The 22,171-nt window shown below is 40.0% G+C and carries 24 protein-coding genes and 1 other RNA gene; 8 read left to right on the top strand and 17 right to left on the bottom strand.

Annotated features, from left to right (window positions below; genetic code table 11):
• Positions 1–42 precede the first annotated feature (42 nt).
• Entirely contained in the window at positions 43–1,281 is a 1,239-nt protein-coding gene (locus A6749_RS05510) for an NADP-dependent malic enzyme (RefSeq protein WP_066386052.1), read from the bottom strand.
• Between the two features lie 134 nt (positions 1,282–1,415).
• Positions 1,416–4,781, bottom strand: a complete 3,366-nt coding sequence (dnaE, locus tag A6749_RS05515) for a DNA polymerase III subunit alpha (protein WP_066386053.1) — start codon at positions 4,779–4,781, stop codon at positions 1,416–1,418.
• A 157-nt stretch (positions 4,782–4,938) separates the two neighbouring features.
• Here dnaE and A6749_RS05520 point away from each other — a divergent pair, with 157 nt between their 5' ends.
• Together A6749_RS05520 and ytrI are read left to right on the top strand one after the other, a co-directional pair.
• Entirely contained in the window at positions 4,939–5,277 is a 339-nt protein-coding gene (locus A6749_RS05520) for a sporulation membrane protein YtrH (RefSeq protein WP_066386054.1), read from the top strand.
• A complete protein-coding gene (ytrI, locus tag A6749_RS05525) occupies positions 5,274–5,777 on the top strand; it encodes a sporulation membrane protein YtrI (RefSeq protein ID WP_066386055.1) in 504 nt (167 codons plus the stop codon). The genes A6749_RS05520 and ytrI overlap by 4 nt, the downstream gene beginning before the upstream one ends.
• Positions 5,778–5,868: 91 nt before the next feature.
• On the opposite strand, the gene A6749_RS05530 is transcribed toward ytrI, so the two are convergent.
• Positions 5,869–6,801: a DHH family phosphoesterase gene (locus A6749_RS05530; RefSeq protein ID WP_066386056.1), complete on the bottom strand. Its 933-nt coding sequence runs from the start codon at positions 6,799–6,801 to the stop codon at positions 5,869–5,871.
• A gap of 99 nt (positions 6,802–6,900) precedes the next feature.
• Between A6749_RS05530 and A6749_RS05535 the strand changes: the two genes are divergently transcribed.
• The gene (locus A6749_RS05535; RefSeq protein WP_066386057.1) at positions 6,901–7,212 is read left to right on the top strand and encodes a YtpI family protein; all 312 of its coding nucleotides are present in this window, start codon (positions 6,901–6,903) and stop codon (positions 7,210–7,212) included.
• Between the two features lie 50 nt (positions 7,213–7,262).
• Here A6749_RS05535 and A6749_RS05540 read toward each other — a convergent pair whose 3' ends face one another.
• The 3 genes from A6749_RS05540 to A6749_RS05550 form a co-directional block, all read right to left on the bottom strand.
• On the bottom strand, positions 7,263–8,582 hold the full coding sequence (locus A6749_RS05540; RefSeq protein ID WP_066386058.1) for a CBS domain-containing protein: 1,320 nt from the start codon (positions 8,580–8,582) through the stop codon (positions 7,263–7,265).
• Between the two features lie 114 nt (positions 8,583–8,696).
• Positions 8,697–8,930, bottom strand: a complete 234-nt coding sequence (locus tag A6749_RS05545; protein WP_066386059.1) for a hypothetical protein — start codon at positions 8,928–8,930, stop codon at positions 8,697–8,699.
• A gap of 75 nt (positions 8,931–9,005) precedes the next feature.
• Positions 9,006–9,686: a metal-dependent hydrolase gene (locus A6749_RS05550; protein ID WP_066400838.1), complete on the bottom strand. Its 681-nt coding sequence runs from the start codon at positions 9,684–9,686 to the stop codon at positions 9,006–9,008.
• A 175-nt stretch (positions 9,687–9,861) separates the two neighbouring features.
• Here A6749_RS05550 and A6749_RS05555 point away from each other — a divergent pair, with 175 nt between their 5' ends.
• Together A6749_RS05555 and ssrS are read left to right on the top strand one after the other, a co-directional pair.
• Positions 9,862–10,959 carry a M24 family metallopeptidase gene (locus tag A6749_RS05555; protein WP_066386060.1) on the top strand — a complete coding sequence of 366 codons (1,098 nt, stop codon included), beginning with the start codon at positions 9,862–9,864 and terminating at the stop codon, positions 10,957–10,959.
• 55 nt (positions 10,960–11,014) lie between these two features.
• A non-coding RNA gene (gene ssrS, locus A6749_RS05560) (6S RNA) lies at positions 11,015–11,211 on the top strand.
• A 45-nt stretch (positions 11,212–11,256) separates the two neighbouring features.
• Here ssrS and ald read toward each other — a convergent pair.
• Both ald and A6749_RS28575 read right to left on the bottom strand, forming a co-directional pair.
• On the bottom strand, positions 11,257–12,372 hold the full coding sequence (gene ald / locus A6749_RS05565) for an alanine dehydrogenase (protein WP_066386061.1): 1,116 nt from the start codon (positions 12,370–12,372) through the stop codon (positions 11,257–11,259).
• 179 nt (positions 12,373–12,551) lie between these two features.
• The gene (locus tag A6749_RS28575; RefSeq protein WP_164745688.1) at positions 12,552–12,710 is read right to left on the bottom strand and encodes a hypothetical protein; all 159 of its coding nucleotides are present in this window, start codon (positions 12,708–12,710) and stop codon (positions 12,552–12,554) included.
• Between the two features lie 104 nt (positions 12,711–12,814).
• On the opposite strand from A6749_RS28575, the gene A6749_RS05570 reads away from it, so the two are divergent.
• Positions 12,815–13,267 (top strand): universal stress protein, encoded by a 453-nt coding sequence (locus A6749_RS05570; RefSeq protein WP_066386062.1) that lies wholly within the window; start codon positions 12,815–12,817, stop codon positions 13,265–13,267.
• A gap of 110 nt (positions 13,268–13,377) precedes the next feature.
• Positions 13,378–13,692 carry a hypothetical protein gene (locus A6749_RS05575; protein WP_066386063.1) on the top strand — a complete coding sequence of 105 codons (315 nt, stop codon included), beginning with the start codon at positions 13,378–13,380 and terminating at the stop codon, positions 13,690–13,692.
• Positions 13,693–13,721: 29 nt separating this feature from the next.
• Here A6749_RS05575 and A6749_RS05580 read toward each other — a convergent pair whose 3' ends face one another.
• The 9 genes from A6749_RS05580 to sppA form a co-directional block, all read right to left on the bottom strand.
• Positions 13,722–14,234 carry a MogA/MoaB family molybdenum cofactor biosynthesis protein gene (locus A6749_RS05580; protein ID WP_066386064.1) on the bottom strand — a complete coding sequence of 171 codons (513 nt, stop codon included), beginning with the start codon at positions 14,232–14,234 and terminating at the stop codon, positions 13,722–13,724.
• Positions 14,235–14,238: 4 nt separating this feature from the next.
• A complete protein-coding gene (locus A6749_RS05585; protein ID WP_066386065.1) occupies positions 14,239–15,075 on the bottom strand; it encodes an EcsC family protein in 837 nt (278 codons plus the stop codon).
• 93 nt (positions 15,076–15,168) lie between these two features.
• On the bottom strand, positions 15,169–16,362 hold the full coding sequence (locus A6749_RS05590) for an acetate kinase (protein ID WP_066386066.1): 1,194 nt from the start codon (positions 16,360–16,362) through the stop codon (positions 15,169–15,171).
• 219 nt (positions 16,363–16,581) lie between these two features.
• The gene (locus tag A6749_RS05595) at positions 16,582–17,565 is read right to left on the bottom strand and encodes a class I SAM-dependent methyltransferase (RefSeq protein ID WP_066386067.1); all 984 of its coding nucleotides are present in this window, start codon (positions 17,563–17,565) and stop codon (positions 16,582–16,584) included.
• Between the two features lie 71 nt (positions 17,566–17,636).
• A complete protein-coding gene (tpx, locus tag A6749_RS05600) occupies positions 17,637–18,137 on the bottom strand; it encodes a thiol peroxidase (RefSeq protein ID WP_066400841.1) in 501 nt (166 codons plus the stop codon).
• Positions 18,138–18,318: 181 nt separating this feature from the next.
• Positions 18,319–18,813: a GerW family sporulation protein gene (gene ytfJ / locus A6749_RS05605; protein ID WP_066386068.1), complete on the bottom strand. Its 495-nt coding sequence runs from the start codon at positions 18,811–18,813 to the stop codon at positions 18,319–18,321.
• 17 nt (positions 18,814–18,830) lie between these two features.
• Positions 18,831–19,532, bottom strand: a complete 702-nt coding sequence (locus A6749_RS05610; protein WP_236719624.1) for a DUF2953 domain-containing protein — start codon at positions 19,530–19,532, stop codon at positions 18,831–18,833.
• Positions 19,533–19,604: 72 nt separating this feature from the next.
• A complete protein-coding gene (locus A6749_RS05615; protein WP_066386069.1) occupies positions 19,605–20,156 on the bottom strand; it encodes an RDD family protein in 552 nt (183 codons plus the stop codon).
• 11 nt (positions 20,157–20,167) lie between these two features.
• Positions 20,168–21,178 (bottom strand): signal peptide peptidase SppA, encoded by a 1,011-nt coding sequence (gene sppA, locus A6749_RS05620; protein WP_066386070.1) that lies wholly within the window; start codon positions 21,176–21,178, stop codon positions 20,168–20,170.
• 170 nt (positions 21,179–21,348) lie between these two features.
• Between sppA and A6749_RS05625 the strand changes: the two genes are divergently transcribed.
• Positions 21,349–22,149 carry an NAD kinase gene (locus A6749_RS05625; RefSeq protein WP_066386071.1) on the top strand — a complete coding sequence of 267 codons (801 nt, stop codon included), beginning with the start codon at positions 21,349–21,351 and terminating at the stop codon, positions 22,147–22,149.
• Positions 22,150–22,171 lie beyond the last annotated feature (22 nt).

Below are 22,171 nucleotides of genomic sequence, written 5' to 3' on the forward strand. Positions count from 1 at the left end.
GTACGATCTTAAGGTATACTTTTGAATTTGCCACTTATTCATTCACTCGCTTTTACCGATAAGAGCGAGTCTCTTTGTTTTTTCCTTTACTTCTTCAGGATCCACTTTAATCCGAGCCACTCCTGTTTCCATAGCTGCTTTAGCAACCGCAGCAGCTACATTCGGAGCAACGCGCGGGTCAAAAGGTCCTGGGATAACATAATCTGCACTCAATTCATCATCATGAATCAGTTCAGCAATTGCTTCAACCGCAGCAATTTTCATTTTTTCGTTAATATGGGTGGCACGAACATCGAGTGCCCCGCGGAAAATGCCAGGGAAGGCAAGAACATTATTAACCTGATTAGGGAAATCGGAACGACCGGTACCTACTACTTTTGCTCCAGCGGCCTTAGCCTCTTCAGGCATAATTTCAGGTACTGGGTTAGCCATCGCAAAAATGATTGCATCCGGGTTCATGGATTCAACCATTTCCTTTGTCAAGGCTCCTGCAACAGAAACTCCGATGAAAACATCGGCTCCTTTAATAACATCTTCGAGACTCCCGGTTAAATTATCACGATTTGTAAACTTTGCGACTTCTGCCTTTACAGCGTTCATGCCATGAGGACGGCCTTCGTAAATAGCTCCTTTTGTATCACACATAATGATATCTCTGACACCATAGCTATGTAATAATTTAATAATGGCTATTCCAGCAGCGCCAGCTCCATTAGCGACAACTTTAATTTCGGCCATTTTTTTGCCAATCAGTTTAAGCGCATTAACAAGACCGGCAGCTGTTACAATCGCTGTACCATGCTGGTCATCGTGGAAAATCGGGATATTGGCTTCCCTTTTTAGTCTTTCCTCAATCACAAAACAATTTGGCGCTGCAATATCCTCTAAGTTTACACCGCCAAAGGTTGGTTCAAGAAGCTTCACAGTTTCAACAATTTTGTCTACATCTGTTGTATTTAAACAAATTGGAAAAGCATCTACACCGGCAAAGCTCTTAAATAATACAGCTTTCCCTTCCATTACCGGCAATGCAGCTTCCGGCCCGATATTACCCAGCCCCAAAACAGCAGTACCATCGGAAACAACCGCCACCATGTTTCCTTTCATGGTATAGTCATAAACGGTTTCCGGCTTTTCATAAATATCTTTACATGGTTCAGCAACACCTGGTGAATAGGCTAAACTTAAATCATGAGCATTCCGGACAGGTACCTTTGATTTGGACTCTAATTTTCCTTTATTAATACGATGCATATGTAACGCTTCTTCTCGTAAAGTCAAGAAATGTCACCCCTCAAATAATTACACACATTAATAAAATTACTTACTATTAGTAAAAAAATCGCAATGGCAATAGTGGTCAGACCACACTTATCCCTTTAACAATATAACATAACCTCGATAGTTGTAAAGATTTAATCTTTGAGAACCACATTTTCCGGACCGAGAATTTCCCTCAACGAATGAAGGACATTCGGGGTTGGATTCACTGCCTTATCGTCCCCTAGCCTGATTGTTCTTCGGTTGGCTTCGTAATGCAATATCACACTTGTATTCCCCTTATTGTTCCCAAGAAGCAGGTTCAGTTGTTGAAGAGATTGATCTTCATTCTTTTCTTTGCTGATTTTTAAATATAATACCGGCTGCTTCACCAATTTTGTATTCAGCCATTTAACCATTTCATGAGCCTGTTGAATAATAAACTGCAGCTTCCCTTCTCTTTCCTCCACTTTCCCTTCAAGCAAGGCGCATTCACCTTGTTGTAATAACGCTGCTGCCTTTTTATATACATTAGGGAAAGCAATTGCTTCCATTTCTCCGCTTGAGTCACTGAGCGTTAAAAACGCCATTAATTCCCCTTTTCTTGTCCGAATTGTTTTGACTGCTGAAATATAAACACCTGTAAAAACTTTATACACGCCCGCTCTTAGTTGAAATAAAGGATGTGCACCACTTCGAATCAACTCTTTTTCATAAACGGAGATTGGATGGTCAGAAAGATAAAGACCCAGCGCTTCTTTTTCAAACGAGAGCTTATGTTCTTGGCTGATTGGATCTACTATTACATATTTCGGCTTAAGATTAAATTCTCCTTCAAATAAATCAAATTGGTCAGAATCTTCCGGCTTAAATATTTGTGCGTGATCAAGGGCCACATCAAGACTTGCAAGCAAAACAGCCCGATCCTCGCCAAATTCATCAAAGCTGCCAGAGTGTACAAGAAATTCCAGTGTCTTTCGATTTATTGCTTTACTAGAAACCCGGATACAAAAATCGAATAAGTCGGTAAATCTTTTTTTCCTTCTTGCCTGAAAAATTTCCTTTAATGCCGCTATCCCTATACCTCTTATAGCTGCTAAACTATATCGGATTGCACCGTTTTCAACCTGGAAGGAAGAGCTGCTTTGATTGATGGATGGAGGAAGTATGATGATCCCCATTTGTTTTGCTTCCATGATGTATTGCGAAATTTTCGTATCATTACCGATCGCTGATGTTAACAAGCCGGCCATGAAAAAAACTGGAAAATTCGCTTTTAAAAATGCGAGCTGATATGCAATCATACTATAAGCAACGGCATGGCTCCGGTTAAATCCATAATTGGCAAAACGAACGATTAAGTCGTAAACTTCATTGGCTGCGGCAGTTTCATAACCATTTGTCAAAGCTCCCTCGATAAAATGGTTTCGCTCCCTGTCTAACACATCCTTTTGCTTCTTTCCAACAGCGCGTCTTAACAAGTCGGCTTCACCAAGTGAAAAACCCGCCATTTTCGAAGCAATTTGGATAATTTGTTCTTGATAGACAATGACCCCATACGTATTTTCAAGGATCGGTTTTAATTCGGGAAGAGGATATTCAATCGGAATGCGTCCATGCTTTCTATCAATAAATAGTGGAATATTCTCCATTGGACCTGGACGATACAACGCATTAACCGCAACGATATCTTCAAAGCATGAAGGTTTAAGCCGCCTTAACACCTTTCTCATCCCTTCTGATTCCAACTGAAAGATACCAGTCGTTTCTCCAGCCGCCAATAACGAAAATGTTTTGACATCATTTAATGGAACAGAGCGAATGTCCAATGTTTTTCCGGTCTGACGTTTTATGGAAGTTAAAATTGTTTCGATTAATGTTAAATTTCGCAGCCCGAGAAAATCCATTTTTAGCAGGCCCATTTCTTCCAAATATTCCATAGAATATTGGGTTAAATAAACATGATTAGACCCCTGCTGAATCGGAACTAAATCGATAAGCGGTTTATCACTTATTACCACACCTGCAGCATGTGTGGACGTATGCCGAGGCAGGCCCTCTAATTTCAATGCCGTTTCATACAACCTTTTGTTAAGTGGTGTTTCGTTAATAAATTTCCTGAGACCTTCAGATTCTTTCAAGGCATCTGCCAAATTAATTCCCAGGCGCGACGGAATTAATTTAGAAATAGAATCGAGCTCTTTTGGATTTAAGCCAAAAACCCTTCCTGTATCTCTTATCGCAGCTTTAGCGGCAAGCGTTCCAAACGTTACAATTTGGGCAACATGAAGCTCGCCGTATTTTCTTGCAACATATTCTATCACTTCGTCACGACGGTGGTCCGGAAAATCTATATCAATATCAGGCATCGAAATGCGTTCCGGATTCAAAAAGCGCTCAAATAATAGATTGTGTTTAATCGGATCAACATCTGTGATGTATAAACAATAGGATACCAGGGAACCCGCAGCAGAACCACGTCCCGGACCGGTTAGGATTCCATTCTCCCTCGAGAACTTCATAAAATCCCATACAATTAAAAAATAATTACTAAATCTCATTCTTTTGATTACCGCTAATTCATACATCAGCCGGTCAATATATTCTTTCGAAGGCGAGGAAAAACGTTCTTGAAGTCCTTTCCGGCACAGCCTTTCCAGATATTCATCTGCGGAAACCTCTGGGTCTTTCGTCGGGAAAGCGGGAAGATATGTCTTATTTAATTCAATATTGACATTGCATCTTTCAGCAATGGAAAGTGTATTCTCCAAAACCTCGGGAAGGTCCGCGAAACACTCAATCATTTCGGCTGCCGTCTTCAAATAGAATTGATCGTTCCCTAATGTTTCCCGATGCTCATCCTGGAGTTTATCTCCGTTTTTAATGGCTAACAGACATTCATGTGCAAACATATCAGCTTTTTCTAAATAGTGGACTTGATTAGTTGCAGTGAGAGGAATATTCATTTCTTTTGATAACTGTATCAGTTGAGATTTTATTTTATCCTCTTGTTGTAAATGATGGTTTTGCAAAGCAAGATAAAAATTGCCTTTCCGGAAAATGGCGTCAAATTTTCGAATTAACTCTCTTGCAATATCCATTTCACCGCTCGCCAGTGCCTGTTCAATTTCCCCTTCAGCACCAGGCGTAAGCGCAATGAGTCCCGATGCATAATGACGCAGCCAATTATACGGCAGTCCATTGTCAGCCTTTGTTTGAACAGCACTCGATATTTTCAACAGATTCTGATATCCTGTTTCATTCTCAGCCAGCAGGACAAGCGGGAAGGTTTCATTTTCCCTATTGGTGCTTGCCACATCCACAGTCAAACCAATAATCGGTTTAATTCCTTTCTGTTTACATAGTTTATAAAACTCGATCGTCCCGTACATTACATTTCTATCAGTTAGAGCAAGCGCACGAAATCCCTTTTCAAAAGCATTATCAATTAACTCATGGACGGAAGCCGTGCTGGTTAATAAACTATACGCGCTATAAACATGCAGGTGAATAAAAGCCATTTCATCACACCCTTATATATACATGATCCTATCTTCCATTATAGAGCTTTGCTAGAAAAAAAGAAAATATGTTCTCATTTAAAAATTCATATTTATTACCGCCTGTCCATATAAATGATAGAAACAACATTTATCTAGATTAAGGACTGAGGAAAGCATGAAAGAAATTGGCTTTTTTCCCGCTTTTATTGAAAGTTACTTTATCGCTTTAGGGGTTTTGCTCGGGGGTGCATTAATTGGTGGAATTGCCTCTTTTTTAACTGGACAGCCTCCGCTCACAACTGTCTATCGCTTATCAACAGCACTCAGAATATGGGCGATTGTTGCGGCGATTGGAGGTACATTCGATGCCGTCTATACATTTGAACGAGGCTTCTTAAATGCAGATACAAAGGACCTTTTTAAACAATTTTTATTAATTCTTTCTGCTTTAGGCGGTGCACAAACGGGGGCACTGATTATTAACTGGATGACACAGGAGCATATTTCGTCATGAGAATTCCTCCATATTATCGTAGACCTTCGTGGCAGCGTTTTTTTGCGGGGATGGCTGTCGGCGGTGCCATTAGCTGGTGTATTTTTTTATATATTTTTGGAGTTTGGCAGGAGGAGAATGCAAAACTGATCCGTAAACAACAGAATGATATTACCGAACTAAATAATGATATTAAAATTTGGCAGGAAGACTATGAAGAATTGAATAACCGTAACTTAGCAAAAATCACTGTTCAAAATATCCAAATCAAGATCACTAATTGGGAAAGATATAAGCTCGATGATTTCAGTGTCTTTGAAACAGAAGAAGCAGTCCGCAATGACATCAAAATGGTTTTGGCAAAGGATTTAGAAACAGTCGCCAAAAGTAAAGACTTGGTTAAAAAAATCATTGAAAACAAACCTATTAAAATAAACGACAAACGATATAAACTCAAAGTAAAAGAAATGATTATCTTCACTACACTAACAATCCAGCTGGAAATTCAATTTGATGAATAGAGAAAGGTGTCAGGCACCATGAAAAGCTGCAGCACCTTGGTTAGGCGCTGCAGCTTTTCATGGTGCCTGACACCAACAATGACACCTAAAACTATTCACATACCTTGTTTAACTCTTTTAAAACATCCTGCACTTCATCCCATGAATAGATGGATGCGCCGGCTGCGAGCGGGTGTCCGCCTCCTTTAAATTTCCTGGCAATACCATTAATGACCGGGCCTTTGGAGCGGAGCCTTACTCTTATTTGGTCTGCTTCTTCAATAAAGAATACCCATGCCTTGATTCCTTTAACGTCTCCCAAAATTCCCACTAATAGAGATGCTTCCGCTGGTCTGGCCTGATATTCTTCCAGCAGTTCTTTTGTCAATTTAACAGAGGCAACGCCATTTGACATAAATTCAAAATTTTGTAATACGAAGCCTTTAAGTTTTATAAGATTTGGCTCAAGTTCATACATTTTGTCAAACAATTCCGGACGGGAAAACTGATAATGAATTAACTCTCCGGCATAAGTAAAGGTCTTCTCAGTCGTGCTTGGAAATAGGAAACGGCCGGTATCCCCGACAATTCCAGCAAACAGCAGTCTTGCTCCTTCATCATTCAACTTTAACCCTTGCTCTTTACCGAACTGATAAAAATCATAAATCATCTCGCTGCAGGAGCTTGCTTTTGTATCAACCCACAATAGGTCCCCATACGGGTCTTCATTCGGGTGGTGATCAATTTTAATCAATTTGTCCCCTAAAGTATAGCGGGAGTCACATATTCTTTCCTTATTGGCCGTGTCACACACGATAACCAATGCCCCTTTATACACTTCATCGTCAATTACATCCAGCATCCGCATATATTGAAGCGTAGGTTCATCCTGTCCAACCGCATAAATTTGCTTTTCCGGAAAGGATTCCTTCAAGATCTCTACTAATCCTCCTTGAGAACCGTAGGCATCAGGGTCCGGACGTACATGGCGGTGAACAATAATGGTTTCATACTGTTTAATAGTTTCTAAAATTTTCTCTTTCATAAGCGCTCCTTCACCTTTTAAGGTTGAACCTTTTGTGGCATTTTCCTTTATTTAAAGTTACAATAATAATGATGTCGAAATCTGGAGGAGTCATTTACAATGTTTATCTTTGTCTTTCTCATTATTATTTTACTTGCTTTCTATTTATTTTATAAAACAAAATACTTCCGAAGCAACCGTCCTGTTGAAAAGAAATGGCTTTCGGCCAAATCCAACATCGCCCTTGGTTTGTTTGTCAGCTTATTTGGCTTAAACCATTTGTTTTTCATTGCCGAATCCGCCGTTAATTATATTATTGCTGTTCTCTTTACTCTTTATGGAGCCTATTTTGCCCTGGTTGGGTTTAAAAAATATAAGCATTACCTTCCATTCGCAATCGAAGAGGCCGAAGAACTTGACATGCAAAACTAAAAATTTAGCCGCTTCTCACCCGGAAGCGGCTTTATTATTTACGGCGTTTATTACTGCCTATCGATTAACTGACACATCATCATAGCTTTCCCTACGAGAATCCCTTCATTGAACACTTCTACATCCACTTTTCCAAATTTCCGGCCCACTTCAAGGATTTTCGGATAAATTTCCAGTCTGCTTTCCATTTGAACAGGTTTTATAAAGTAAATCGTCATATTTTCTACAACTAAATCACCTTTTTTATAGCCTCTTAAAACCCGATTAGCCGCGTCGGAAACAATTGTTGTGAATACACCATAGGAAATAGTTCCAAGATGATTCGTCATTTGCGGCGTGACTTCTAATGAAAAAACGGCATCTCCTTTTGATTTCTCAGTAAGTACCTCCATCTGATTAGTGACAAGATCATCAATCGTTTCACCAACCTGAGGCTGCCTTTGAGCCATTTGCAGGGCTTTCAGAACATCCTGCCTGCTGATAATTCCCTCTAATCGGCTTGAGTCATCTGAGACAGGAAGCATTTCAATCCCTTCCCATACCATCATATGGGCAGCGGAAGCAACGCTTGTTTTCCCCGTTACTGTCATCGGATGTTTGGTCATGATTTTATCAATTCCGGTTTCTTTATCCTGTCCAAGGATATCCTTGCTTGTCACCATACCTTGAATCTTCAAGTTTAGATCAACAACAGGATATCTGCTGTGTGTCGTTTGTTGATTTAACTCATGCCATGTGGAAACTTTATCCGATGTTTTTAAGTAATAGGTATCCGTAAGCGGCGTTAAAATATCTTCCACCAAAATAATCTCTTTTTTGATTAACTGGTCATAAATCGCCCGATTAATCATGGTTGCAGTAGTAAACGTATCATAACTGGAGGAGATGATCGGCAGTTCGAGTTCATCAGCAAGTTTTTTAACATGCTCCTCAGTATCAAATCCTCCCGTTATGAGAACAGCCGCTCCTGCTTTTAGTGCCAGTTCATGGGCCTGTGTACGGTTTCCGACAATCAAAAGACTGTCTGCGTCCGTATACCGCATCATCGCCTCTAATTTCATGGCACCAATTACAAATTGCTTCAATGTTTTATGCAAACCCGTTCTGCCGCCTAAAACCTGACCGTCAACGATGTTTACGACCTCGGCAAACGTCAGCTTTTCAATATTTTCTTTCTTCTTCCGCTCAATTCGGATGGTGCCTACCCGTTCAATCGTACTTACATATCCTTTATTTTCAGCCTCTTTAATTGCCCGGTAAGCTGTTCCTTCGCTCACACTCATCGCTTTGGCAATTTGTCTGACTGAAATTTTTTCCCCAATTGGAAGTCCATCAATATATCGTAAAATTTGTTCATGTTTTGTAGCCAAGACCTTCACCCTTTATGCATGAATTCGTATTCTTCTGGTTCCTTGCCAGAATTATGCTAAACTCCATTATAAAGTTTTAAAAGTCTTGATTCAATGCGGTTTCTCACAATGATATCAGAAAGAGCGGGATTTTCGTTTTAAACCTTGAGGCTCGCGTCCTTGTACCTGCCTTTTTGGTGCGTATAAAAGGGCGGTTAGATTACCGGCAATCACCATCAAGGCAAACGCAAGCCAAACAATAGCGAAAACCCCTTCTGCACCTTCAGCTCTTACTGAAAGCCGCGGCACAGCAAAATAAAGCATAAACCCGCATAATAATAGACATAGCAAATATCTGTTTTTCTTCAAACTTCATTCCCCCTAATAGAACTGCTTGTTCTATCTTTATGCAAATAGGGGAAAAAAAAGTATGTGAATCCATGATTATAATTCAATTACATCTCCAGGATTCATTACCTTTCCATTTTTGTCTTCCAGCATTTCAATAAATTGTTGCGGATCTTGTTTAATTGGCGGGAATGTATTGTAATGAATCGGCACGACCAGCTTTGCCTGTAATAATTTTGCCGCGTAGGCTGCATCCTCTGGCCCCATCGTGAAATTATCGCCTATTGGCAGGAAGGCAACATCGATTGGATGACGATCGCCAATCAGCTTCATATCGGAAAATAACCCTGTATCACCGGCATGGTAAATCGTCTTTCCTTCACTGCTGAACAAAATTCCCGTAGGCATTCCACAATAGATGATTTCATTGTTTTCAGTAGCATAGCCCGAGCCGTGGAAGGCTTGAGTCAGCCTAACCTTTCCAAAATCAAACTGCCAGGCACCGCCAATATTCATTCCATGGGTTTTAACCCCCTGCCAGCTAAGAAATGTTGTAAGGTCTGCATTCGCCACTACAAGGGCATCATTTTGTTTCGCAATCGCAACGGTATCACCGACATGATCATTATGTCCATGTGTTAAAAGAATCGCATCAGCCTTCACTTTCTCAGGCACTAAATCCGTTAAACTATTTCCGGTAATAAAAGGGTCAATTATAATGTTTTTTCCGTTTGTCTGAATTTGAATAACCGAATGTCCGTGGTATGAGATTTTCATTCTTCCAGCTCCTTTAAAAAATACTACAATATCTACTTCCATATAAACATGAAAATTCCTTCTCTATTTATACCCTTTTCCTATTCATTTTAAGACTAGTAAGCTTCAGATGTTTACTTTTTAATGCTGAATTGATACTCTCAAATAGGATTTATTTATGAAGGAGGCAATAAAAATGAATCAACGATTACAAAAACTGCAAACCTGGATGAAGGAAAATGAAATTGAAGTTAGCTTCCTAACCTCTACAGAGAATGTTTTTTATTTAACCGGTTATTATACTGACCCGCACGAACGGCTGTTGGCGCTGGCAGTATTCCAAGAGGCGGAGCCTTTTTTAGTCTGCCCGGCAATGGAAGTTCATGATGCTAGAAACTCAGGCTGGGAACAGGAAATTATCGGCTACAGTGATATTCAAAATCCTTGGGAATTGATTCATAAATCTATTAACAACAGGATCAGCAATATTTCAAAAGCTGCCATCGAAAAAGAGCATATGAACGTTGAACGCTACGAACAGCTTCAGCATTTATTCCCGAAAGCAGTCTTTGTTTCCGCGGAAGAAAAAGTAAGAATGCTGCGGATGATTAAAGATGCGAAAGAATTAAAAACCATCGAGGAGGCATGTGCGCTTGCCGATTATGCTGTTCAGTTCGGAGCGAGCGAAATTAAAGAAGGCAAAACCGAGCTTCAAGTGCTAAATGCCTTGGAATACGCCCTAAAAGAAAAAGGCGTGACTGAAATGTCGTTTTCAACAATGGTGTTAACCGGTGCTAATGCCGCATCCCCCCATGGAAACCCTGGGGAAACAAAAATTCAAAAAGGCGATTTCGTTCTCTTTGATTTAGGTGTCGTCGTTGACCGCTATTGCTCCGATATTACCAGGACTGTTGCTTACGGTGATATTAACGACCAGCAAAAGGAAATCTATGATACGGTTTTAAAGGCACAATTAGCTGCCATCGAAGCAAGCAAGCCGGGAGTCACAGCTGCCGAGGTTGACTTGACAGCGCGAAAAATTATTGCGGATGCCGGATATGGAGAATATTTCCCGCATCGTCTTGGACATGGCTTGGGAATAGGGGTACACGAATATCCGTCTATGACTGAAACCAATCAGCTCGTCATAGAAGAAGGTATGGTTTACACGATTGAACCGGGAATCTACGTCCCAAATGTGGCCGGCGTACGAATTGAGGATGATGTCTATATTACCGCTGATGGCGTGAAGGTATTGACGAAATTCCCGAAAGAACTGCAAATAATTAAATAATTAATTTTACAATTATTTACATTGAATTTTTGAACGTTTTGCAGTAATATACTTATACAAGCTGCGTTGTACGTAATGATAATAAAGTTTTAACCTTTAAGCTGTAATAGGGAGTTTTTTTAACAAAGCCAAAATGACAGGCCTCTGTCTATACGACATGGAGGACATGCAGGAAGCTTCGTGCGAACACCCACTTTGAGGAGTGGTGGTTTAAAACTTTCTTATAGTTAGTACGGCAATTGCGGCTGCACTTATCGAAAACATAAACCAGCATCGATTCGATGCTGGTTTTTTCGTTTATTGCAGAAGCTCTCTAGTGTCTTTATATTCTACACCGTGAGCCTCAGCGACTGCCTTATAGGTAACATAGCCATCTAGCGTATTGATTCCTTTTAATAGTGGTTCATTCTCTAAACAAGCTTGGCGGTAGCCTTTATTGGCAATCTCGACTGCATAAGGAACGGTTACATTTGTTAACGCAATGGTTGATGTTCTAGGCACTGCACCAGGCATATTTGCTACCGCGTAATGGACAACACCATGCCTCAAATATGTTGGATTATCATGTGTAGTAATTCGATCCGTTGTTTCAAAAATACCGCCCTGGTCGATGGCAATATCCACAACCACGCTGCCAGGCTTCATTGATTTAATCATCTCTTCGGTTACAAGCTTAGGTGCTCTGGCTCCCGGTATAAGGACTGCACCAATGACAAGGTCAGACTCTTTCACAGCCTCGGCAATATTATAAGGGTTAGACATCAACGTCGTTACTTCCGAGCCGAAAATGTCGTCTAACTGCCGCAGCCTCTCTGGATTCAGATCAATAATCGTTACCTTTGCTCCCAAACCGACCGCCATTTTCGCGGCATTCGTTCCAGCCATACCGCCGCCAATAATCGTAACTTTCCCTCTTTGAACACCTGGAACGCCAGAGAGAAGAATACCCATACCACCATATATCTTTTCTAAAAATTGCGCGCCCACCTGTGCAGCCATTCGTCCTGCTACCTCGCTCATCGGCGACAAAAGCGGCAAACTGCGGTTTGGCAGCTGTACCGTTTCATAAGCGATTCCTACGACCTTCGAGTCCAGTAATGCCTTAGTCAATTCCGGCTCCGGCGCCAAATGTAAATATGTAAAAAGGATCAAGTCTTCGCGGAAATATTGATATTCATCTGGAAGCGGTTCTTTAACCTTCATCACCATTTCCATCGCCCATGCCTCCGCAGCTGTGTCAACTAATTTTGCCCCGGCAGAGGTATAATCCTCATCGCTAAAGCCAGAACCAAGACCCGCTCCTTTTTCAATAAAAACCTCATGCCCGAATTTCGTTAGATTCACAACTCCCGCCGGTGTCATGGCCACTCGGTTTTCATTGTTCTTAATTTCTTTAGGTACCCCAATCCGCATGCACATAACCTCCAAAAGATTATTGTAAACACTACCATCTTATCAAAAATTAACCAATATTGAAATGCAAAAGAATTTGCATTAGCCCTCATAATGTCTAGGGTAATACACTTCTTAAAATAATTACCTTAGGTACGCACAAAAGGCCGTCCATTTTAGACAGCCTTTTGTCGATTTACTCAGTCTTCAGCAGAAAAAAAGTCCTCTCCTTCATCAGCTGCTTTATCATGATCAATAAAACCGCTATTATAAGAATCCATAATTTGCTCGCTTACCATGTTTGTTCCTTGTTCATCAAACTCAAACGAAAACTGCTTGCTCGGCTCTATCCTGCCCATTATGTAAACTCCCTTTCAATGTTAGTTACCCCATTATTGTTCGAAAAGTTGCAACAATTATACGTTGTTAAATATTGTATAATCAAGGTGAGGAGATGATAATCATGGGACTTAAATATCAAAATATTTTAGTCGCAATTGATGGTTCAAAAGAAGCCGATAGGGCATTCAAAAAGGGAATCGAGATAGCAAAAAGAAATAATGCAAAATTGCTGTTAGTTCATGTAGTAGATACAAGGTCTTTTGCACTGATTGAAGCCTATGACACCGTTATTGGCGACAGAGCGGAAAAGCTTGCTAAAGAAATGCTTGAGAATTACAAACAGCTGGCAGAAGAGGCAGGTTTATCAAATGTTCATTATGAAATTGACTTCGGCTCTCCTAAAGTAAAAATCCCAAGGGATCTCACGAAGAAACACAGTATCGACTTAATCCTTTGTGGTGCAACCGGATTAAATGTGGTGGAACGATTCTTTATCGGAAGCGTGTCTGAACATATTGTCCGTTATGCCCCATGCGATGTCCTTGTTATCAGGACAGAAAAAGATTCAGAATAAGATTTAAAGCACGGCAGCATTTTGCTCCCGTGCTTTTTTATTATTTTTGCCCAATGCTCCCGCGATGTGTAGTACAATGAAAATAATTACACGATTTTGGAGGCATACCAATGAAAGAACATTTTTCCTATGACCAGCGTCTTGGTATTTTCATCCCAGAGCTTGCGCTGGACTGGGACGAATATAGCAAGGATACACAAGAGGAGGTTCTCTTCCATTGGGAGAAAATCCGCGGTTCTATTCCCGATCGTATTGTAGAACTTGAAGCCGATATTAATAAGAAACAAGCACAGCTAAATGATGAAAGTGATTTTCCTCGCTCCTGTCAATTGAATAGCGAAATAGCCGAACTCGCATCCATCATCAATGATTTATGGTTGTGGTACCGGGCAAACCAAACGATATCAACAAAGATGCACCATTAGAAAAACTCCCTTTTTCAGAGGGAGTTTTTCTATAAGTCTTTTTTTAATTCTCTTACAACGTGACCAATCTCAGGCAAGATTAATTTATTCATTGCAAGCTTTACAGCACCTGATGAACCTGGAGTGGAAAATACCGCCTTATTGTTGACGACGCCGGCAATTGCCCTTGATAAAATGGCTGCAGAACCAATATCCTCTAGATAGCTTAACATTCTAAACAACTCACCGAAGCCGACGATTTCTTTTTCAATCAGCCGTTGAACGGTTTCAATCGTTACATCCCGCTTCGCAATCCCTGTACCGCCGTTTGTAAGGATCACATCAATATCATCTCTTCCTGCTCCGAGCATAATTGCTTCTTTAATTGCCCCCGCCTCATCCTTGACTACAATATAGTCTACGATTTTGTGCCCTGCATCTTCAAGCATCTCAATCATTAACCTGCCGCTTTTATCCGTATCCTTATCTCTTGTATCACTGACTGTTATCACTTTACAATTGACCGACTTCGGTGCTTTCATCTTATGTTCTTGGGTACTCATTGTTCTATAACTCCTCTTTCGCCTTTAAGTAGCGATATTGATAGTATTTATGGGCCAAGTCCGTTACTTTTCTTGTTAACTGGTAATTGGCACCTGCTCCAATGGCCATGCTTACCAGCGGAATCCCTTGGATCATCCTTTTTCTAAACAACGCTATGACCATTCCCTTAAACAATTGCTGTACGGGCTGCTCAATCCAATTGATATCTGTAATTTCTTCCTTACCCTTATAAAAATAATGGCTATTATCAACTGGCAGTTCCTCTATTAATAAGGACCAACCTTCTTTTTGAATTCTCGGAGGCAGCGTCCCGATATGAAAAACTTTTAATGAAGTCATCATTTCGTAGGGCGTATTAATTTCATATCCATAGGTCATAGCAATTAGCTGTACGGCCCTCAAATTTATGACCGCCATTGACGGGATATCAGCACCTAATAGAAGCGTCTCACCGGTACCTGCTAACCCGCCCTGGGCAAATGAATAGAATCGGTGTCTCGCAATTTGCTGTTCCGCTATGTATTGCAGCTGGTCAATCGATAAACTGCTCATATCCTCAATTTCTTCAATCTCTTTATTAAAAATTCTTCCCGCTTGCTTTATTCGTTCTTTCGCATCCATTTGAAGCTGGGATCCTTGAATAATGCCATGTAAATGGAACAGCCAAGTATCGATAACCGAAAAAAATTGACGTTGAACTCCTTCAGGCAGCAAGGAGAAGGAGCGCTCCAAATATTTTTCATATGTTAGCTGGAAATCATTTGGTTCATAACTTAAGAGCTTTCTTTCCCAATCTTGTATTTCATTCATGACAATCTGTTCCCGATCTGTCAGCGGCATCGCGAACCCTCCTCAAAATGGTTCTATTTCCAGTATATCACATAAATAAACGACAATAAAAAAGCAAGGGAAGAACCCTTGCTTTTTTTGCATTTAATGATTTACCGTTAATCTAACCACATCACGGGCAATCATTACTTCTTCATTTGTAGGGATAACTAAAACTTTCACCGGGGAGTGAGGGTAATTAATGAATGACTCTTCGCCTCTCACCTTGTTAAGCGCAGGGTCCCAGTAAACCCCCATGAACTCCAATCCTTTTAACACATTTTCACGGATGACATCACTGTTTTCACCGATTCCAGCTGTAAAGATAATTGCGTCTACACCATACATTCGGGCAGCATATGAGCCGATATATTTATGAATTCGGTTAGAAAACACATCTAAAGCAAGTTTTGCCCGCTTGTTTCCTTGACTAGCTTGAATTTCAATATCCCTTAGGTCGCTTGAAAATCCTGAGACAGCCAGCATACCACTCTTTTTATTTAACACCTCAAGAACTTCATCGGCAGTTTTACCTGTTTTCTCCATGATAAATGGGATTAATGCCGGGTCAATATTTCCTGACCGTGTTCCCATGGTCACACCTGCTAAAGGAGTAAAGCCCATCGATGTATCAATCGATTTTCCCCCTTGAATCGCAGCAATACTAGCTCCATTTCCTAAATGGCAGGAGATGAGACGAAGCTGTTCAAGCGGGCGTCCCAGCATTTCGGCAGCTCGAATGGAAACGTACTTATGGCTTGTTCCATGGAAACCATATTTTCGAATACCATACTTTTTATAGTAGTCATATGGAAGGCTGTACAAATAAGAACTTTGCGGCATTGTTTGATGAAAAGCTGTATCAAATACTGCAACCGCCGGAACATTCGGGAGGACACGTTTGAACGCTTTAATACCAGTCACATTGGCTGGATTATGCAATGGTGCTAACTCCGATAATTCCTCAATTTTTGCCAAAACTTCCTCGGTGATAACAACAGAATCATTAAATTCCTCACCGCCGTGTACTACACGGTGACCGATTCCATCAATTTCACCAAGCGATTTGATAATTTCAAGAGATGTCAGTTTATCTAAAAGCATTTTAACGGCCACTTCATGGTCAGGAATATCAATAGTTTCCTTAATTTTTTCGCCGTTCACTGTAATTGTAAAAATAGAATCATTTAAACCAATTCTTTCAATCAAACCTTTTGTAATGACTTCCTCGCCGGGCATTTCAAATAATTGAAACTTTAAAGAAGAACTACCAGCATTAATCGCAATGATTTTTGCCATATTTAATCGCTCCTTTTATAGAACACATTTATTACATATACCCACTTATATATATCAACTTATTTTTTGCAATCTGCCCTTAATTTCATTCCCCAAGTCCTCATTTAATCATTGTCCATACTACATTTCAAGGGATATTTTACAGTAAAACGATTACATCGAAATATAAATGTATTCTGAGTTTTCATAAAGAAAAGGAATGACACCAGTATTATGATGTCATCCCTTATTTTCTTTAAACCACTTTTCAATTTTAATCAAAATTTTGTCCATTTCAAACTTATTTGATAAACTCGGTAAATCAACCAATAGAGCCTGGTTCGGAGGCTTGACGCCCTCTCCCTTTTTCTGAACAACAAAGATGCTTTTGGCTGCATTTTTATTTTTAAACATACTGGACGGAAGCTGCAAAAGTCCTTGGACAATGAGATGTTCCTTCATGAAATTATGAAGCTTCCCGGCCTGTTCGCTTTCGAATAAACCGTTGGGAATGATGAAAAATAAATATCCGCCAGGCTTAGTATAGCGAATGCTTTGTTCGATAAATAAATGATGTGCATATGTATGGCCCTCGTCTGCCCTTATATCAAAATCCGCAGCTCTAAAATCATTAGGGTAGTAGCCAACAGGCAGGTCACCAACGACTGCATCGACGGGGTCAATAAAAAGAGGCTCTATACTATCCTGATTAAAGAGGCGAACCGGCTGCTCCTGCAGGTTAGCATTTACATAAGCAAGCTTTATGAGCAGATCGTCGATATCCACTCCGATGGCATCTGCCTGCTTTTCGCTGTGGTTTAATACTGTCAACAATAAATTTCCAGTACCAACCGCGGGATCAAGCAAGCGAAATGATGGGGCTTTGACGAACTTTCCAACAAGATAAGCAGTCAGCATGCCAACCGAATCTGGAGTCATTTGATGATTAGGCTGTGCTGTTTCTTTCATTCCTTTTAGTATGGCTAATTGGAATGCCTTGCGGATATCTTCATTTGTATACTGTTCTAATTTGATTGTTTCATATTGCTTTTTTAACCCTTTTTTTGTTATTTCGCTTAATTCCTCTTGGAGGATGGAGCCTTGGAATAGGTTTTCGCCGGTTTCGGCTAATGCTTCCAGAAAGGTGCATTGTAATTCTTCCTGCAGGCGAAGTGCGGTTTCATTAAATAATGTAAATAATTGTTCGACTGGAGACGCTATCATCATTTTCCTCCCTTTTTCAAGTTAAAAAAGACCCCGTCGAATGGACGAGGCCCCATTATGCTTTGTATTTATTATTTCGCACTCTTAGCTGCTTCTAGGGCTGCTTCATAGTTTGGATGGTTGGTTGCTTCACTTACATACTCAACATATGTAACAGTATCGGAAGAATCAACTACAAATACAGCACGAGTCAATAATCTTAATTCTTGAATTGCAACTCCGTATGCCTCACCGAATGAAAGGTCGCGGTGGTCAGACAATGTTTGTACGTTTTCAATTCCAGCTGCTGCACACCAGCGTTTTTGAGCAAATGGAAGATCAACACTTACTGTTAATACTTTCACATTTCCTAAGCTATTAGCTTCCTCATTAAAACGGCGTGTTTCAGCATCACATACACCTGTATCAAGTGAAGGTACAGAAGTAATTAAACGAACTTGCCCCTTTGTATCGTTTAAAGTAACTTCTGATAAGTCATTTGCTAAAACTATAAAATCTGGCGCCTTGTCCCCAACCTTTACTTCATTGCCAAGTAAAGTTACTGAATTCCCCTTAAATGTAACGTTTGCCATTTTAATATCCTCCTTTGTTCTATCGAGCAGTGCAGTCATAAAACCATGCGCCTCTGCATCATTATGTACAGTGTAAATATATCCTGTCAGAATTATTTTTGCAATTAATATGATTTTAGTAAATAACATTTTGTGCCTCAAGTCGCAAAGAAACTCGCCGTCTGGCGAGCCGTCTATCGTGTTATTGAATTACGTCAATATCCAAATCTACTTTTGGCTTATTACTTCCCGATTGATTATTTCCCGATTGTTGGTTAGATTCGTTTTTCTTCGAGAACATCTGCTGAATCTTATCAACTGCCTGTGGAGCAAGTTCTAAAATTTTCTCGTACAGATGGGTGCTTTCATCTAAATGAAGCATTTTTACGCCGGAAGAATTAACAATTAAAAAGGCGATTGGTGTAATCGATACACCTGCACCGCTTCCACCGCCAAATGGAAGCTGGGGGCTCTGTCCCTGCCCTTGACCTTGTCCTTGATTTTGACCGCCTGAGCCGCCACTCATATTAAATTCACTGCCGCCTGCGGCAAAACCGAAGCCAACCTTTGAAACGGTTAAAATAACACTGCCATCGGGAGTTTCTACAGGGTCCCCGATAATGGTGTTAACGTCAATCATTTCTTTTAAGCTTTCCATTGCAGTGGTCATCAAACCTTGAATTGGATGATCTGCCATCTTAATTTCCTCCTTCTTCAAACGAATTTCGTTTTTTCATTTGAAAAATTTGCTTTATTTGGGATGCGGGATTTTCCGCCTCTCCAGTATTTAATCAACTTTAATCCTGCTAAAATAGCATGCCCGATTCGAAACTGAAAAATACATAAAACCTTAGTCTGAATCACTGCAGCCTGAAAATGGGGTGTGATCGCTAATTGCGGTGTGACTGTCAGTTTTAAATAATGGCTGAGGATTCCCACAATACTCCCTTTCAAAGCCCATAATCCACCGACAGCAATTGCTGTATGGGCGGCATCGCCTACACCAATAAATGTTTGCCATTCAAATTTTTTAATACTAATCTTACGAAGAAATTTCCTGACAATCACGTGCATACGTACAACCTTTTGTAACAGTTCTTTAGCCTTTTCGAAGTTTTTCATTACTTTTTGTTTCGTAATTTGTTCCACCTTATGATCCGGTTTTCCCCCAGGGGCTTCCCCAATATGGGAATGATGTTTGACAACCACGCTTGGCGAATCATCATCAATTTTGATCAGCGGTACATTGATTTTATATTTAATCAGCCCAAACCATACCCGAAACTCGATTTTTAAATCATCATTATCATTGTGATGATAATAGTTTACGATGATGGTTAATTTAGTAAAGACAATAAGTATAAATAAAAGCACAAAAACGGTTAAGAAAATATAGAGCCAAATCAATTTTTTCACAACCTTTCCGCCTGCTAGTATCTCCTCTAACAAAAAAAATAAACCTGCCAACTTTCCTTGGCAGGCTGCAAATTATGATTCGATGTGAATGACTGTCGTATCTGTAAAAAGATCATGAAGGCCTTGTTTTTTCGGCAGGAAGGCAACAAGGAGATAGCCAATAACGACGGTGGCGGAAATAAAACGGCCAATCCACTCACGAAAAAGAATGGTTCCCCAAGTTAATTGATCACCTTTTAAATCAATGACTTTTAAGCCGAACACCATTTTACCCAGTGTTTGCCGAAAATACTTCGTCATTAAAACGAAATATAAGTAAAAGATCACCGCCGAAGCAATCGAAATCGGTGCAAACATACTATATTCTGCCAATGATAGATCCAAGAGCCGAAAAACAGGATTAATTGACAACCGGACGATACTTCCTATAACTATTAAATCAAGAAGATAGGCCCAAAACCGCATCCAAAAACCGGCATAGCGAACAACAGGCTTTCCGGCTTTAATTGCTTGACCGATTGTATCTTTATGTAAATTATAGGTTTCTTCTGTATCTTTGTTTTGAGACTCAAAACCATATGAAGGAAGTTCATTTGTTTCATTATATCTTTCATTTGAATCCATTTTTCTCACCTCTATTCCGCATAAAGATACATAAGCCTTGGGGAATTAGGTTTTGAAAGAACCTTCATCAACCCTGCCATTTCTGTACTGTCACCCATCCATTTTTTAGCTTGGAATGAAAATAAAGAACCAAAACCAAGCGATTCTGTATAGCGGACAACCTTTGCTCCTTTTAGTTTTTCATCGGTTTTCATTTGGGTAATGACATCATCCAAATAGCCGAAACCATCGATCAATTTTAATTCTTTTGCCTGGCGACCGTCATACACTCTGCCATCGGCAATTTGCTTAACTTGATCAACACTCAAATGACGACCTTCTGAAATCACCTTAACAAATCCTTGATAGGAATTATCAATCATCGATTGTAAGATATTGCGTTCTTCCTCCGTCATTTTGCGCGTCGGACTCATGATATCCTTGTATTTACCGCTTTTAATGGTGACAAAATCCACACCATATTTATCGGCCAGCCCTTTATAGTTAATTCCTTCCATAATGACACCTAGACTGCCAGTCAAGGTTTCCGGGCTTGCATAAATCTTTTTAGCAGCGGTTGAAATATAGTAACCTCCTGATGCTGCCATTGATCCCATTGAAATATAAACCGGCTTTTTGCTGTCCTTTTGAAGTTCAATTAATTTTTTATGAATTTCCGCACTTTCCACCACGCCGCCGCCGGGAGAGTTCACCCTTAAGATCACCCCTTTAACGGTATCATCATCCTTAATGTACTTTAGCTGCTTCAAAAACAATTGATGATTGTATCCGGCACTTTGAAAGAAAGAACTTGAATCACCTGTATCTTGGATAACCCCATCCACATCGAGAACCACAATTTTCTTAAGCTCACTCCCATCATCGATAATCTCTTCTGTGAACGGCTGCTCTTCCGACGCAAATAAATCGCTGATATTTGTTTCAATTCCTTTAAATGCAAAAGCTGATAAAAAGTTTATAACTACAGAAATAAAAAATAAGGCCGCAGCAATTCCTAATGCTGCCCAGCGCTTCCCATTCATCATTTTATCCCCCTTGTTTTCTCTATTTATCTGACTAACGTCATTTTCATATTGTTTGAAAAAAAGTGCTAAACTAAATTCAAGTCAAGCCTTATTTTATCAAAAATTAATGGTAAAATGGGTAAAAATTGAGGATTTCTTTCATGATTTACCAAGGAGGGGACAGTATCATGGCAGATAGAAAAAATATTTATTATTACTACAAACGTGATGATGACATTGTAAAAAAAGCGGACCCGCTGTTTGAAGCAACTGAACGGTATGGTTTCACTATTGTAAACGACTTCCGTAAGGCAAATATTATTGCCAGTATTGGCGATGATGGGGCATTCCTGCAAGCTGTCAGAAAAACAGGATTTCGAGAAGATTGCCTCTATATGGGCATTTCGACAAAGAATCACTTAAATATGTACTGTGATTTTCATATTGAAGATTCTTCGAATATGATTGAAGCGATGATGAATGAACAGCTTGAAGTTCGTCGTTACCCTCTGATCAATGTCACAGTTGACGGCCAAGGAACCTTTAACTGCCTTAATGAATTCAGCATCGTCTCATCTATTATTAAAACACTAGTGATAGACGTCTTTATTGACCAGCTTCATTTTGAAACCTTCCGCGGCGATGGTTTAATCGTGGCTACACCTACCGGAAGTACCGCATATAATAAGTCAGTGAAGGGTTCAATTGTCGATCCGCTTTTGACCTGCATGCAAGTAAGTGAAGTAGCATCCATCAATAATAACAGCTATCGAACGCTCGGCTCTTCATTTATTTTAAGCGCTGAGCGAAAACTTACGCTTAAGGTCGTATCGGAAACAAACGACCATCCGACAATGGGGATGGATAATGAAGCATTAAGTATCCGCGAGGTCGATCACATCCAGATTGAATTAAGTAATAAAAAGTTAAAAACATTGAAATTAAAAGATAATTCCTTTTGGGAAAAAGTTAAAAGAACTTTTCTTTAACAAAAAAACCTTATCCTTGACG

The organism is Neobacillus mesonae (assembly GCF_001636315.1).
Classification (GTDB): domain Bacteria; phylum Bacillota; class Bacilli; order Bacillales; family Cytobacillaceae; genus Neobacillus; species Neobacillus mesonae.

Excerpts from the sequence above, each read along its gene's own strand:
- A6749_RS05590 (WP_066386066.1), bottom strand. The coding sequence starts at position 16,362 with ATGGCAAAAATCATTGCGATTAATGCTGGTAGTTCTTCTTTAAAGTTT.
- ald (WP_066386061.1), bottom strand. The coding sequence starts at position 12,372 with ATGCGGATTGGGGTACCTAAAGAAATTAAGAACAATGAAAACCGAGTG.
- sppA (WP_066386070.1), bottom strand. The coding sequence starts at position 21,178 with ATGAATGGGAAGCGCTGGGCAGCATTAGGAATTGCTGCGGCCTTATTT.
- A6749_RS05575 (WP_066386063.1), top strand. The coding sequence starts at position 13,378 with ATGAAAGAACATTTTTCCTATGACCAGCGTCTTGGTATTTTCATCCCA.
- A6749_RS05530 (WP_066386056.1), bottom strand. The coding sequence starts at position 6,801 with ATGAAAGAGAAAATTTTAGAAACTATTAAACAGTATGAAACCATTATT.
- A6749_RS05570 (WP_066386062.1), top strand. The coding sequence starts at position 12,815 with ATGGGACTTAAATATCAAAATATTTTAGTCGCAATTGATGGTTCAAAA.
- A6749_RS05580 (WP_066386064.1), bottom strand. The coding sequence starts at position 14,234 with ATGAGTACCCAAGAACATAAGATGAAAGCACCGAAGTCGGTCAATTGT.
- A6749_RS05595 (WP_066386067.1), bottom strand. The coding sequence starts at position 17,565 with ATGATAGCGTCTCCAGTCGAACAATTATTTACATTATTTAATGAAACC.
- A6749_RS05585 (WP_066386065.1), bottom strand. The coding sequence starts at position 15,075 with ATGCCGCTGACAGATCGGGAACAGATTGTCATGAATGAAATACAAGAT.
- ytrI (WP_066386055.1), top strand. The coding sequence starts at position 5,274 with ATGAGAATTCCTCCATATTATCGTAGACCTTCGTGGCAGCGTTTTTTT.
- A6749_RS05520 (WP_066386054.1), top strand. The coding sequence starts at position 4,939 with ATGAAAGAAATTGGCTTTTTTCCCGCTTTTATTGAAAGTTACTTTATC.
- A6749_RS28575 (WP_164745688.1), bottom strand. The coding sequence starts at position 12,710 with ATGGGCAGGATAGAGCCGAGCAAGCAGTTTTCGTTTGAGTTTGATGAA.
- A6749_RS05555 (WP_066386060.1), top strand. The coding sequence starts at position 9,862 with ATGAATCAACGATTACAAAAACTGCAAACCTGGATGAAGGAAAATGAA.
- tpx (WP_066400841.1), bottom strand. The coding sequence starts at position 18,137 with ATGGCAAACGTTACATTTAAGGGGAATTCAGTAACTTTACTTGGCAAT.
- ytfJ (WP_066386068.1), bottom strand. The coding sequence starts at position 18,813 with ATGGCAGATCATCCAATTCAAGGTTTGATGACCACTGCAATGGAAAGC.
- A6749_RS05535 (WP_066386057.1), top strand. The coding sequence starts at position 6,901 with ATGTTTATCTTTGTCTTTCTCATTATTATTTTACTTGCTTTCTATTTA.
- A6749_RS05625 (WP_066386071.1), top strand. The coding sequence starts at position 21,349 with ATGGCAGATAGAAAAAATATTTATTATTACTACAAACGTGATGATGAC.
- A6749_RS05550 (WP_066400838.1), bottom strand. The coding sequence starts at position 9,686 with ATGAAAATCTCATACCACGGACATTCGGTTATTCAAATTCAGACAAAC.
- dnaE (WP_066386053.1), bottom strand. The coding sequence starts at position 4,781 with ATGGCTTTTATTCACCTGCATGTTTATAGCGCGTATAGTTTATTAACC.
- A6749_RS05615 (WP_066386069.1), bottom strand. The coding sequence starts at position 20,156 with ATGGATTCAAATGAAAGATATAATGAAACAAATGAACTTCCTTCATAT.